The sequence below is a fragment of the Paraburkholderia caribensis genome (genome assembly GCF_002902945.1).
Taxonomy (GTDB): domain Bacteria; phylum Pseudomonadota; class Gammaproteobacteria; order Burkholderiales; family Burkholderiaceae; genus Paraburkholderia; species Paraburkholderia caribensis.
In genome coordinates, this window is record NZ_CP026104.1 from 390784 (window position 1) to 403879 (window position 13096).

General features: G+C 58.4%; 14 protein-coding genes and 1 pseudogene. 6 read left to right on the forward strand and 9 right to left on the reverse strand.

Annotation, left to right across the window (positions count from 1 at the left end):
* Positions 1–283: 283 nt before the first annotated feature.
* The 3 genes from C2L66_RS40300 (at position 284) to C2L66_RS40310 (ending at position 2681) form a co-directional block, all read left to right on the forward strand.
* Positions 284–1207 carry a GlxA family transcriptional regulator gene (locus tag C2L66_RS40300; protein ID WP_409372681.1) on the forward strand — a complete coding sequence of 308 codons (924 nt, stop codon included), beginning with the start codon at positions 284–286 and terminating at the stop codon, positions 1205–1207.
* A 180-nt stretch (positions 1208–1387) separates the two neighbouring features.
* Positions 1388–2377 carry an SLAC1 anion channel family protein gene (locus tag C2L66_RS40305; protein ID WP_060611256.1) on the forward strand — a complete coding sequence of 330 codons (990 nt, stop codon included), beginning with the start codon at positions 1388–1390 and terminating at the stop codon, positions 2375–2377.
* A 16-nt stretch (positions 2378–2393) separates the two neighbouring features.
* A complete protein-coding gene (locus C2L66_RS40310) occupies positions 2394–2681 on the forward strand; it encodes a hypothetical protein (protein WP_103323768.1) in 288 nt (95 codons plus the stop codon).
* Positions 2682–2846: 165 nt separating this feature from the next.
* Here the strand turns inward: C2L66_RS40310 and C2L66_RS40315 are convergent, their stop codons facing one another.
* Both C2L66_RS40315 and C2L66_RS40320 read right to left on the reverse strand, forming a co-directional pair.
* Positions 2847–4070, reverse strand: coding sequence for an SAM-dependent methyltransferase (locus C2L66_RS40315; protein ID WP_060611259.1), 1224 nt, complete (start codon positions 4068–4070; stop codon positions 2847–2849).
* Positions 4071–4138: 68 nt separating this feature from the next.
* Entirely contained in the window at positions 4139–4483 is a 345-nt protein-coding gene (locus C2L66_RS40320) for a DMT family transporter (protein ID WP_322789564.1), read from the reverse strand.
* Between the two features lie 250 nt (positions 4484–4733).
* Between C2L66_RS40320 and C2L66_RS40325 the strand changes: the two genes are divergently transcribed.
* Complete coding sequence (locus C2L66_RS40325) at positions 4734–5735, forward strand: GlxA family transcriptional regulator (RefSeq protein ID WP_060611365.1); 1002 nt, start codon at positions 4734–4736, stop codon at positions 5733–5735.
* Between the two features lie 69 nt (positions 5736–5804).
* Here C2L66_RS40325 and trxA read toward each other — a convergent pair whose 3' ends face one another.
* Both trxA and C2L66_RS42255 read right to left on the reverse strand, forming a co-directional pair.
* Positions 5805–6176, reverse strand: coding sequence for a thioredoxin (gene trxA / locus C2L66_RS40330; RefSeq protein WP_060611261.1), 372 nt, complete (start codon positions 6174–6176; stop codon positions 5805–5807).
* A gap of 102 nt (positions 6177–6278) precedes the next feature.
* Positions 6279–6413: a hypothetical protein gene (locus C2L66_RS42255; RefSeq protein ID WP_257722154.1), complete on the reverse strand. Its 135-nt coding sequence runs from the start codon at positions 6411–6413 to the stop codon at positions 6279–6281.
* Between the two features lie 194 nt (positions 6414–6607).
* On the opposite strand from C2L66_RS42255, the gene C2L66_RS40335 reads away from it, so the two are divergent.
* Positions 6608–6928 carry a hypothetical protein gene (locus C2L66_RS40335; protein WP_103323769.1) on the forward strand — a complete coding sequence of 107 codons (321 nt, stop codon included), beginning with the start codon at positions 6608–6610 and terminating at the stop codon, positions 6926–6928.
* A 395-nt stretch (positions 6929–7323) separates the two neighbouring features.
* On the opposite strand, the gene C2L66_RS40340 is transcribed toward C2L66_RS40335, so the two are convergent.
* The 3 genes from C2L66_RS40340 to C2L66_RS40350 all read right to left on the reverse strand — a co-directional run bounded on the left by C2L66_RS40340 (position 7324) and on the right by C2L66_RS40350 (position 10161).
* Positions 7324–7608 carry a hypothetical protein gene (locus C2L66_RS40340; protein ID WP_233445134.1) on the reverse strand — a complete coding sequence of 95 codons (285 nt, stop codon included), beginning with the start codon at positions 7606–7608 and terminating at the stop codon, positions 7324–7326.
* 406 nt (positions 7609–8014) lie between these two features.
* Positions 8015–9196, reverse strand: a complete 1182-nt coding sequence (locus C2L66_RS40345) for an SGNH/GDSL hydrolase family protein (RefSeq protein ID WP_060611267.1) — start codon at positions 9194–9196, stop codon at positions 8015–8017.
* 38 nt (positions 9197–9234) lie between these two features.
* Positions 9235–10161 (reverse strand): AraC family transcriptional regulator, encoded by a 927-nt coding sequence (locus tag C2L66_RS40350; RefSeq protein ID WP_060611269.1) that lies wholly within the window; start codon positions 10159–10161, stop codon positions 9235–9237.
* A 101-nt stretch (positions 10162–10262) separates the two neighbouring features.
* Between C2L66_RS40350 and C2L66_RS40355 the strand changes: the two genes are divergently transcribed.
* The gene (locus C2L66_RS40355) at positions 10263–11009 is read left to right on the forward strand and encodes an SDR family oxidoreductase (protein ID WP_060611271.1); all 747 of its coding nucleotides are present in this window, start codon (positions 10263–10265) and stop codon (positions 11007–11009) included.
* Between the two features lie 146 nt (positions 11010–11155).
* Here the strand turns inward: C2L66_RS40355 and C2L66_RS40360 are convergent.
* Positions 11156–12169, reverse strand: a pseudogene (locus tag C2L66_RS40360) (membrane dipeptidase).
* A 187-nt stretch (positions 12170–12356) separates the two neighbouring features.
* Complete coding sequence (locus C2L66_RS40365) at positions 12357–13091, reverse strand: IS6 family transposase (protein ID WP_060611273.1); 735 nt, start codon at positions 13089–13091, stop codon at positions 12357–12359.
* Between the last annotated feature and the right edge of the window lie 5 nt (positions 13092–13096).

The window sequence follows — 13096 nt, forward strand, 5'->3', positions numbered from 1 at the left end:
CTTCTCCATCAATATAGTTCGGATATCTGCATGCTTACGCCGCACTGCAAACTGACGAGCATTGTCGGCTAGGCCGCGCCAAGGGGTCCATGGGCGCGAGATTCGAACTCAAGCCAAAGAAGGGCATCGAACGGCCATCTCGGCACACCCATGCCGATGCTGTATCCGATGCGCTGCGCACGCGGCTTCATTTCCGGACACAACGCGTCAACAAAGCGCCATGCCGCGATCCGGATCAAACCGCAGCCCTACACTCGATTGCGTTCAACGAATCGGGGCAACGATGCATATCGGAATCCTTGTCCTGCCACGTCACAGGACGTCGGACCTTGTTGCGGCAATGGACACACTCAGCCTACTCGATGAAGGCTCTAACAACGGCAAACACTACCGGTTCCAGCTGATCGGGCTGGACTTCCTGTATGTGACGGGGAAAGGCGGCCTCGCCGTGATGGCCGATTCGACCATTGCGACCACCACGCCCGATTTCGACACGCTGCTCATAGCGGGTGGCGAATCGGACCGGTCGCCGACCGCAGCGGCGCTCGTCGAATGGATCGCCGCAGCGGGGCAAAAGGCGCGCCGCATCGGCGCGGTCGGCGAGGCGGTACCGTTGCTTGCCAGCGCGGGTCTGCTCGACGGATGCACGGTCGCGCTTCACCCTGCCGCGCTTCGGCGGTTCTCGCAACGATGGCCAACCGTCGTCGCGAGGTCCGATCAATCCTTCATACGTGACGGCAAGGTGTTGACGGCGTTCGGCCCGGAATCCAGCGTCGAGCTTGCGCTTGAACTCGTCAGGGATGACTTCGGACAGTTCGCCGCGTCCCAACTGGCTCAACGTCTCGACACCTGCTGTCGAACGTCAATGAAACGGGCCGCGCGGCCCTGTCTTCGCATGGGCAAACGCGCCTGCATCCGCGAACTTCAGCATTACATCCTGTCGCACCTGTCAGCGGATCTTTGCGTGTCTCGCCTCGCTGCCCGTGCCGGGATGAGCGAGCGCCATTTCGCACGCGTGTTCGTCCGCGAAACGGGCACCACGCCGCTCGAATTCGTGCGCACGCAGCGCGTCACGCAAGCGATGCGATTGCTCGTCCAATCCACTCACTCCATTGCGCAGATCGCCCAGTTGTGCGGCTTCAGCGGAGCGCAGACGCTCAGGCGCAACGTCGCGGCCGTTCTCGGCACAACGGCGCTTGAACGCTGAGCGTTATCCGTCGCAGGGGCACTTCAGAAACGCCTCTTGGCCGGCTGGCCGTTCTCTGTCCTTCGATGGCCGAAATTTGATCGTTGAGCGACTTTCGGCCACGCGATTCATGAACCAAAATTTGTTCCAAGACACCGGGCGCTTGCCCGATCGGAATTCAAAATATTCAGGAGGTTCATCATGTCCACGCTTTCTTCCCCCGGCCCACAAGTTGTCCGAAATAGCGCTTCCATCAAGAATCTGCCAGTGAACCTGTTCGGCTCTGTTATGGGTATTGCCGGCCTCTCCCTCGCGTGGCGGCTCACGAGCCACGAGTTCGGCGTGAGCCCCTATGTTTCAGGCGCAATCGGCACGCTCGCCGTCGTGGTTTTCCTGCTGCTCAGCGGCGGATACCTCGTTAAGTGGTTCAGGCATCCCGACGCAGTGGCCGGCGAATTCCGTCACCCGATTGCAGGCAACTTCTTCGGCACGATCACGATTGCGATCCTGCTGCTGTCGTCCGTCATCGCGCCCGTCAGCCTGTTGCTTTCCGAAGTGGTCTGGACGATCGGCACCATCAGCACGGTGGCGCTCTCGTTCGTGATCGCGAGCCGTTTGCTGCAGGGCAAGATCGATGCGGGCCACGCGGTTCCGGCGTGGCTGATACCGGGCGTGGCGACACTCGACATTGCCGTGGCCGGCGGCACGATGCCGATGCCCTGGGCGCATGAAGTCAACCTGTTCGGGCTCGCCGTTGGCGCGATGATCGCGCTGCTGTTCTTCACGATGATCATGTCGCGCCTGATCCATCACGAACCGCTGCCCGTCGGGATGGTGCCCTCGATGGTGATTCTGATCGCGCCGTTTGAAGTCGGCTTCCTCGCGTACACGAACTTCACGCAGCACGTCGATACGTTTGCGGGCCTGCTTTTCTACTTCGGTCTGTTCGTGTTCGTGACGCTGGCGTTCAAGGTGTTCCGTAAGGGCATCCCGTTTGCGGCCGGCTGGTGGGCGATCAGCTTTCCGATGGCCGCGCTGACGAGCGCGTCGCTGAAGTACTCGATGTTCGTGCAGGCCTGGCCCGTGACGCTCATTGCTATCGCTCTGCTCACGCTTCTCACCATTGCGATCGCCGTGCTGTTCGTCCGGACGCTGCACTTCCTGTTCAACGGCAAGCTTCTCGGCGCATAAGCATGGATGCTGCGGCATGAATTTCATGCCGCAGCAGGTCTTGCGTCACACCAGCCTCCACGCACCGCTATCGTCGCGGGCGTGGAGGTTTTGTTTCGTCTGCGCAAAAGTGAACTGGCTGCTGCCCTTGCCCGGAAGCGAAGAGCAGAGCATCAAGCAGTGCATTCAGGAACGATTCAACGACTTCATACGGCACGACGCACGTCGCGTGGCGTCCTTCAATTCGGGACCACACCAGTTCGACATCGAAACCATCAACAACCAGTTCCACCGCTGCGAGGATGAATCGCTCGTCATCGGATGACACGGGTAAGCGGAAATGGATGATGCATTCAGTCGACCTTCTCGAATGCATCAGGAACGGGATGAACGCGGATGACAAGTCGCCTCTCCCTGAATGAACGATGGATGCTACGGCAACTCACTAACCGCGTGACGCACGTGCGGACGCCACGCGTTGTGAAACGGATCAGCGGTACATGTAGCGACGCGACCAGGGAATCACGGCCGCCGGCTGCCGCGACTTCTGGCACACGATCTGGAAGATCGACACGTTGTCCACCGCGAATGCGTGCGCGCAACCCGCCAGATACACGCGCCAGATCCGGTACTTCGTTTCACCTACCATTGCGCGGATGCGCTGCGCCTGCGCTTCGAAATGCTCGGTCCAGTGCGCCAGCGTACGCACGTAGTGTCGGCGGAGGTTCTCGACGTCAAGTGGCTCCAGTCCGCCCGACTGCATCGTCTTCAGCGCCAGTGAGATGTGCGGCAGTTCTCCCGCAGGGAATACGTATTTGTCGATAAAGCTTCCGCCGCCGTGAGGAGAATCGCCGCTCTCAGCATCCGTCGACGTGATGCCGTGATTCATCGCAATACCGTTGTCGGTCAATAACGACTGGATACGTGAGAAGTATTCCTCGAGATTGTCTGGCCCGACATGCTCGAACATGCCGACGCTCGTGATCCGGTCGAATTGGCCAGTCACGTCCCGGTAGTCCTGAAGACGGATCTCGACGAGATCGGCGACCTGTGCTTCGCGAACCCGTTCGAGCGCGAGATCGTACTGTCGTTCGGATAGCGTAATGCCGACGCAATGCGTTCCGAAGCGCTGCGCCGCCCTGATGATCAGCGCACCCCAGCCGCATCCGATATCGAGCAGTGTGTGCCCGCGCCTGAGCCTTATTTTCGACAGAATCAGATCGATCTTCTTTTCTTGCGCTTCGTCGAGCGTTTCAAGACCATATTCGAAGTAGCCGCACGAATAGACCATCTTCCTGTCGAGCCAGAGGCGGTAGAAGTCGTTCGACACGTCATAGTGGTATTGAATTGCCGCCTTGTCATCGCTCTTCGAATGCGCGTACTTACGCATCAGCTTGCCCGCCAGGCTCGCGCCGCCAGTCGATGGTGCCGGCAGCGCGGCCAGCTTGTAAGCGACATCAACGATATCGGCCACCTTGCCGTCGATATCGATTGACTCCCGCACGTAGGCCTCGCCAAGCGTATCGAGGCTCGGGTCGAGAAACGCACCGATCGCGCCGATGTCATTGATGCGCAGCGATACGAGAGGTGTATCGAACGACCCGAGGTCGTGACTGATACCGTTCCATAGAGTCAAACGAACAGGAAGATCGAGCTCGTTTCGAACGCGCTCCATCCAGACCTGGAGCTTTGCGCCCAGAACCTTGTCTAGCATGTAAGAACCTGCAAAAAAATAAGACTGAACCACCGTGGCGGATGACGACGCCAAAACGCCAGGCCGGACTACGAAGCCATTTTCAGACCGATCACGCCGACGACGATGCACCCGAGAAAGGCCATCCGGGCCGGCGACGCGGAATCGCCGAACAGATGGATGCCAAGAATGGCCGTACCCGCTGCGCCAATGCCCGTCCACACGGCATAAGCGCTGCCGATGGGCAAAGTCCGCACAGAAGCTGCCAGAAGCGTCATGCTGGCCAGCAGCGACACCGCGGCGCCGAGCGTTGGCCAAAAACGTGTGAATCCTGCACAATACTTCAGACCAGTGGCGAATAGAATTTCGAAAATGCCTGCCAGGAACACACAAAACCAGGCCACCTGATGCACCTCCTCACAAAAAAAGAACACCCAATTGCCAGATCATGGCCGTCCCATTCTGCCAACGAATAGCACCGCGGTGAGTCGTGGGAAGCCGTCAGAAACGGTCAAGTTGCGATAAGGTAAGGACACGCACGGACGGAAAGCCGCATCGGGTTACGAATGAGGCGTGATGCGAAATAACGGCCACACTCGGCCCATTTCCTGCCATCGGTTCTGGTGACGGCGTCCTGGCGCATACAATGCAGATAGCTTCAATCGATCAGCGTCCGGAGTCATGATGCGAATCGCTCTCTTGGTGTTTCCCGGCGTCCAGATGCTCGACCTTGCCGGGCCAATGGACGTGTTTACCGAAGCGAACTGTCAGCTAGGCGATCCGAATGCCTACGCGCTGCTGACCGTCGCCCCTACCCTGGAAACCATCTCCGCGTCGAATGGCATGCGGTTTCTTCCCGATGCGTCGATCGCCGACACGCCCTGCGACATCGACACCCTGCTCGTAGCCGGAAGTCCGCGCATTTACGAGTATGAAGAGAATGGGGAGTTGATTGCGTGGCTCGTCGGACAGTCCCGCTACGTGCGCCGGCTAGGCTCCGTCTGTTCAGGCGCGTTCCTGCTCGCCCGTGCGGGCTTGCTCACGGGCAGGCGCGCCACCACGCACTGGAATTCCGCGGCACGGCTCGCAAAGAGCTATCCGAACGTGCGTGTCGAACCTGACCATATCTTCGTCAAGGATGGTCCTGTGTACACGTCTGCGGGCGTAACGGCTGGAATGGATCTCGCACTCGCCCTGGTCGAAGAAGATCACGGCCGTGGCGTGGCATTGCGCGTTGCCCGTGAACTCGTGATGTTCGTCAAACGCCCTGGCGGTCAATCGCAATACAGTCTGCATCTGGCAGCGCAGGTCACCGAACGCAGCCCGTTGCGGGACATTCAGGAATCGATCCTCAACGATCTGTCGGCGGAGCTTTCCGTCGAAGTGCTAGCCAGTCGGGCGGGAATGAGCGTCAGAAACTTTTCGCGGATGTTCAAACGAGAGACGGGCACGACGCCCGGTGATTTCGTCGAAATTGCGCGCGTGCAGGCTGCCAGACGAATGCTCGAGGAAAGCGATACGCCCCTCAAGAAAGTGGCGTACGTGTGCGGGTTCAGTGATCAGAACAGCTTGCGCCGCGCGTTCATCCGGCGTCTCGGCGTGACGCCGATCGAATATCGCCAGCGCTTTCGCGGCGAGGGTCCGGCGCTGCTGGAAACCGTGCGGCAGGCTATTGCCGCCACTTGAGACACTGCACTCCGGCTACCGGCAGCACGAGACATCACACGGGAGACGGCACATGCCGTCTCCCGATTGCTATTCGTATTGGCTAAGAGAATGCTCGACATGCGCGCGAACTTCGTTCATGTTCAATGTCCTTGTCGTCGAGATGATAGAAGTCAACTGCGACTGGGAATGCGCGCCCACCTGCCGATAGACGAGAATGCCCTCGCGAAGGATCATCAGCGTCGGTACAGAGCGTATCCCGGCCGCCGCTGCGAGATCCCAGCGTTCTTCCGTGTTGACCTTCACGAAGTCGATGTCCGGAAACGCTGAGGCGGCGGCCTCGAACACGGGTGCAAAATGCCGGCATGGTCCGCACCAGGGCGCCCAGAAATCGACGACCACGATCCCGTCCGACGGGATGATCGATTCAAGCGTATCCGGATGCAGTTCAAGCAATGCCATTCATAACTCCTCTCAATTCCAACCAATTCCAAACGACCGCGCGCTGCGTACGAAGCGCTAGCGGTCAGAGAAATTATGAGGGGTTCGAAATGAGTCTGACGGTCAGAACGGCACCAGTTCCGGCCACCGCGAGGCGCGCTGCCGATGCGTGGCCGTCAACAACATCAACGTGGCCGCTATTGCGACCATGTCACGCTTTCCGTCGCGGCCTCGGGCGTCCAGAATGACCTTGGGCATCGCAATTCCGCGTTGCCCGCCATCGCGAGTCTGAGGCTACTCTGCTGCCGCGACCGAAACGTGATGGGTCACTTTGGCACCTGTTTGTGTGCGTCCCGATATGAAACTCTCACATGCGCTTTCCCTTATCTTCACGCTGGGCTGTCTCGTGCTCCTTCGTGCTCTGCATCGCCGGTTGCTCATTGCCGCAACCTATGGACAGCTTGCTCACCGGGCCCTCTGCGGGCTCCACATCCGATCAGGGACCAGAAGTTGTCGACGGTATTGATGTCTGGTTGCATGGCGCACCCACCCGTCCATATGACATCGTCAAGCAGACGATGGTCACCAACTGGCTGCCGCTGCCCGGCATGCATGGCACGACGTCGCGCATCGTAGATGCGGTTCGGCAAGCGGGTGGCGATGCCGCTATCGTCTACAACACGCACACGTATCGGGAGTCGACCAATACGCATCGACACATCTACGTGTCGACCATCGAGCGTGCCGAGATTGCTATCGTCCGATACCGATAGCAGAAATGCGCCATCTGTGTCGTGAAGGGTTGTTAGCGTGAGAGGGCAGACAGTGCCTTTCGCTGAGGTCGGTCACGAGCTATTCGGCAACTACACCTCTTAGTTCACAACGAGACAACTCAAAGCGGTTGCGATACCGAAATTCGTTCGCGCAACGTGTTCTTGACGGGAGCTTGCGGCCAACCTCAGGACGAAGCGAATGGCTCTTTCCAGGGCGGACCAGTCATATGAATGTCCAGTGATATCTTCGGCGAGCGTCGCCTAGTGGCCGAACCCGGATATCCGTCGGCTGACGACAAACGGCCCGCCACGGCTGATCGCCGAACTTCCCTAGTCGACCCAGAGCGGTCTCTCGCAATTCTCGAACTCGGTCATTCGAACGGCGGCCGGTTGAGCTACCGCTTCTGCCAGCTCACGTATGCGTCAGTACCCATTGCGTCGACATTGGGCATTTCGCCGATCAGCACATGCTGAAAAAAACCCAAACAATGACTCCATGACGACGTTTCAAGATCGGATTCAATCCAGCACGAATATCCCAATTGCTTCCAGTCCAACGACCTGTCGTCATTGCAGTGCCAAAGGACCTCCTGCGCGATTGCGTTGCACCAAATCAAAGCTTCTTCTGCCGAGTTGGCCGTAATGAAAACTCCAGTCGTTGATTCATAGTCTTCAATCACTCCTCGCTCGAATAGTTGGCGGGATTCGGGCTCATGGTATTGAAACATGACAAGGTATTCGAGTGGCATGCTTATAGGAGGCTTGATAATTGACTTAAAGTCGCGGGTCGTCGCAACCCATTGTCGACGATCTGCGTCCGTCCGTCACCGACCGCTTGTGGCCGATCGGGTGAGGTCACCAACGGCCGCTTATCGGCACTCCGCTTCGCGAAACCCGGATTTGGCTGACTGACCGCTTTGGAGACGGCCGTCTGACCGGAGAGGGTCGCGTACTGCCAATCGCAGCCTGACGAGGTTCATGGCTGCGATGTCGATTGCGAAAGAAACCACGCGGGCCACAAACGGACAGTCAACGGTATCGCTTGATTGTCCGATTGCAATGCCTTTCCAAACCTCAACGTGTTGATCACTCAGCCGAAAGAAGGCCACCACCGCCGAACGCGAGTTCGGCGAACCGCTTGCCGATGCGAAGGTGTGCAGGTCCATCCGGGTGCAGTTGGTCGGGCAGAGGCAGATCGGCGAAATCCTGTTGACCGTAGAGCGTAAGTCCGTCCAGATAGCGCAGATGTCGATCGTTCGCAGCCCGCTGCTGCACGATGCGTCGTAACTCATCACGGATGACGGTCAGCGTCAGCTTTCCGGCCTTGCGTTCGGCTGGATCACCCGTCGCCCGAAACGCAACCTTCCCTGCGGCTAGTGCGTTCAGATCGAGCGCTCCAGGACCAGGCGTATCCTCGTGAATGGGGCAATAGAGCGGCGAGATGACCAGTAACGGCACGTTTGGATGGCCTTCGCGAATGGTATCGAGAAAGCCATGAACCGCTGGCGCAAATGCGCGCAGCCGCATCAGATCCGTATTGACGAGATTGATGCCGATCTTAAGGCTGATCATGTCGGCAGGCGTGTCGCGGATCGTTCGGGCGGTGAAGGGGTCGAGCAGCGCGCCGCCACCGAATCCGAGATTGACCAGTTCCACGTTACCGAGAGAAGCGGCAAGCGCGGGCCAGATCGAAGTCGGGCTATCTCCGTTGGAGCCATGGCTGATGGAACTGCCGTGATGCAGCCACACTTTTTGACCCTCGTCAGCAATGGCGTCGAAATGGGCGTTGGCGCGCAGCGCGACAAGCTCCGTGATTTCGTTGTGCGGTAGCCAGATCTCGACTTTCTTCTCATGGCTGGGCAGACCGGTGAACCGTAGCGTGGACAGAGACCCCGATTGCTTCGAAACGGCGCCGCTGGCCATGTCGATAGTCACGGTGTCGCCACCCGTCGCACTGCTTTGATGGAGGAGGCTGCCGTCGACCAGCAGGTCATACACACCGGGTGGCCGCGGCGGGACTCCCGCGTATGCGTACCGTGTTGGCAGGACATCAAGCTCGATGTACGTCGCCTGAGTGCGAAAGACCAGCCGTACTCCTGAAGGCTGAGACTCGGCCATCGCCAACTGCGGGTCAGTGCATTGAGCACGCGCTCGAGCGGGCAGACGGTGCGGCATGAGCCCCCGTTCAGTTTGTTCGAGTTCGAGGGCGCCACGCAAGAACTCGCGGCTAATGAAGGTAGTAATCAAGTTACCCTTGTCGATCGTCATGTGATTGAGCGCATGTAAGAGCATGCAAGCTTACCCGGCTACCGCGCTAGACATTGACCGGCAGCCTGCTGGTTTTCTCGCGCGTATTGTGAAGGCGATCGTCCGACATGCCGAGTGAAAGCGACGCTAAATGTACTCGCGGAACTGTATCCAACTCGCTGTGCAACCTCGGTGATACGGCCGTTCGTCTGTCGCAGCAAGTTCTTTGCGAGCGCCATACGCCAGGTGAGCAGGTATTCCATGGGCGCCAAACCGACCGCGCGGTTGAAGCGTTCAAAAAAACTGGAGCGCGATAACGCAGCTTCTTTCGCGAGTTCAATCACTGTCCACGCGCGTGCGGGCTTTTCGTGCATTCTGCGGATCGCGGCAGCGAGGCGGGAATCGGACATCCCGCGAACCAGACCTAGGGAAGCTGTTGATTCCGCCGTGGACCGTAACGCTTCGATAAGCAACACTTCCAGCAGTCGTGACAGCACAACGTCGCGCGCCGGCCGCTGCGCGAGGGACTCTTCCCGCACCAACTGAACCAAGGTTGTTAATCGCGCGGCGCCGCGGACGTGCACGAGCTCTGGTAGCAATGAAACCAGCAATGACGCATCGGGGGAGCCAAAGCGGCAGTAGCCGACCATCATCCGGGAATCAACAGGCCCGTTCGGCTGGCCGATTCTAAATTCATTGTTTCCGAGCGAGACCGGTATCGACGTTTCAACACCAGGTGGTGGTGGCACAAGGCTGGACATCGACATTCCGGAAACTGCGGGAATAAGGACAAAGTCTCCAGAAACGAGTCCGATCGGTGTGTGTCCGTCGATTGCTATATGGCAAACGCCTTCCAGGATTACGCAGTAGAACGGCTGACCCGTATCTGGGCGGCTGACACGCCAAGGGCCGGCACCAACAACCAGCTTGGAAAACCGGGCGCTCGGTTGTAGCAGCGTCACGACTTCCGCCAATGGGTCCGTCATTGTCGGACTCCTGCAAATGAAATCTGGATTCTCAATTGTAGAACGTACGGTACTCAAGCTCTATCGTATGGCCTACACAAACTACCTCACACAGAGTCCCCATGAAAACCGTGTTCATCACAGGCTGTTCCTCCGGATTTGGCCTCGAAATCGCCCGCCACTTTCTGGCTCGTGACTGGCAGGTCGTCGCCACGATGCGCACACCGCGTGCCGATGTGCTGCCACGCTCGGAGCACTTGCGGGTGCTGACGCTAGACGTCACTGATGCCGAGAGCATCGAAAAGGCTGTCGATGCCGCTGGCCCAATTGATGTGCTGGTGAACAATGCGGGCTTCGGCGCAGCGTCCCCGGCTGAGGTCACTCCGCTCGACACGGTACGGGAGCTTTTCGAAACCAACACGTTCGGCACGATCGCGGTGACGCAGGCGGTGATACCGCAGTTTCGGGAGCGTAAAACCGGCGTCATCATTAACGTCACGTCAAGCGTGACGTTGAAAGCGGTACCTCTGATTGCGGCTTACCGCGCGAGCAAGGCCGCGGCAGGCGCATTTACCGAGTCGATGGCATTGGAGCTTGAGCAGTTTGGTATCCGGGCTTGCCTCGTGCTTCCTGGGCGCGCGCCCGAGACTCGTTTCGGAGAGCGCGCGCGGAGCCGCATGCATGGCTTCGATCATGAAGCATACGTGGATTTTGCACAAAAGGTTTTCGCTGGGATGCGGGATACATCTTCGCCCACCACTCGAGCACAAGACGTCGCCGAAGCTGTGTGGCGTGCGGCGACGGACCCGTCATCTCCAATGCACATTCCCGCCGGCGCCGATGCTGAAGCATGGGCGCTGGGTCGTTGACGACAAACTCGAACCGAGACTTTCTCTGCTGCGGGACCCTTGGTCCCGCCCACTTACCGCCTTAGATTGCTCTTAATGCATTAACGGTTGCAATGGCTATCGAATTGAGCTGGAAGGCATTTGTTGCTGTTTGAGCAGAGACATCGTCAAACGGACATGCTGGCGGGAGACTTCGGCCAGGTAGATCTCGCGATACGCATGAAGTTTTCACCATAAATCGCATCGATATCCGATTTTGAGTAACCCCGTCGCGTCAATTCTTTAGCAACCTCGCCGAGCGTTTCCGGTTGTAATTGGGTATGCCCATTCATCTGCCCATAGTGTTCATGCGGCCACCAGTCATCTTCGTTCTCCTTGTCTGGCAAATCTTTATGCGCTGGGTACAGCTCGGTATCGAGACCTATACCTATATGGCGCGTTCCGACTCGCTCAGCCACGTAATCGATTTGCCGAATGTAAGCGTCCACAGATGCAGACGGATCCCCCAGGAATATGCTCAAGCCTGTGAGGCCAATCACACCTCCCTGAGCCGCGCACGCGAGAATCTGTTCATCATCGATCGTTCGCGGATGATCAAAAATTGCTTTGATATTCGTATGAGAGAAGATCGCCGGTCGCTGTGACGTCTCTATAATCTCAAGACTTGATCGTTTGCTCGCATGCGAACAGTCGATGATGATTCCGGCGGTATTGATAGCGCCTACGACTTCGTGGCCTAGAGCGGTCAATCCGGTCCCGGCTCCATGACATCCGCCGGCACAACTGTTGTCGCGGTTGTAGGCCAGCAGCATCTGGCGTACCCCTAAATTCGCAAATAGCTCGACCATAGCGGGATCCTGGAGCAGCATATTTGATCCTTAGAGGTCGAACGATACGGCGAGCTTTCCATATTGACGCGCATGATAAATATCGTCAGTGGTGCCCACCAGCACAAACTTTTCTGGGTGCCGAGTCAGCCAGCTTCTAAAACTCGCGATCATCCGCATGACGGTATCGAAAGGCGTCATGTCCATGCCCACGTTGACGGACACATGGTGGAATCCGGCGTCCCGATATCTCGTCAGGCGCGACATGTCCTGCCCTGGAATCAACGGCAGACAGGCATGTGCCTCCCACTGAATCAACTGCGTGTCACTGGATTCTGATTGCGTCATGATCATCTCTTTCACAGCCTCCAATCTCCTGGCTGACTACTGGTCCGCGCTTGCCAGGGTTTCGTCCAGCCATCCAAGTCACTGCTCAATACATTCGTGAGCGCCACTCGCGGTCCATCGTTGACGGGGTCCGACTAAGGGCTCTGTCAACTTATCGAGACCGAGGCGGAGAGACGGCAGGAAAGGGCGTCCCTCAGAACACGCAGGACGGATTTTCGGTAACTTTGGTGAGTTCGCACCAGGCAACGAATCGCGCCGCGAGCTGTTTGCGATAGAGGGAAGCGCGCAGCAGATGCCGGTTGAGCGCGAAGTGTTGCCTGATCGGCCCAAAGCACGAGAGAAAATTCTGTGTGCGTTTCGGGTCTCGAAAGCCGCGCATGCGACGCTCGCGTTCGCGCGTTGGTTGGTGGCTGTTCTCTGCGCGGTTGTTCAGTCGGGCGTCTGCTGTGACGAACACGTGCTTCACGTTCGCAAGTTCCGGAATCTCCGCTTTTGCCGCCGGATAGCTGCGCAACTGATCGGTGACGATCTTGCGCGGTACGGGGCTGGAGCGCAGCACACGCTTGAAGAAACGTTTGGCCGCGGCTTTGTCGCGCCGCTTTTGTACCAAGATGTCGAGTTCGGCGCCATGCTCGTCGACCGCACGCCACAGCAGGTGCGGTTCGCCACGCAGCGTGATGAACATCTCGTCGAGGTGCCATGTGCTACCCGGCTTGCGTCGCGCAGCTTTGACCCGGTGGGCGAAACCCTTGCCAAACTTGTCGCACCAGCAACGGATTGTCTCGTATGTCACGGTCACGCCGCGCTCGAAGAGCAGTTCTTCGATGTCGCGCAAGCTCAACGGAAAGCGGAAATACCAACGTACAGCGCAACTGATGACCTCGGCTGGGAAACGGTGACCGTGATAGAGCGATTTCGATTTCTTCATCACGC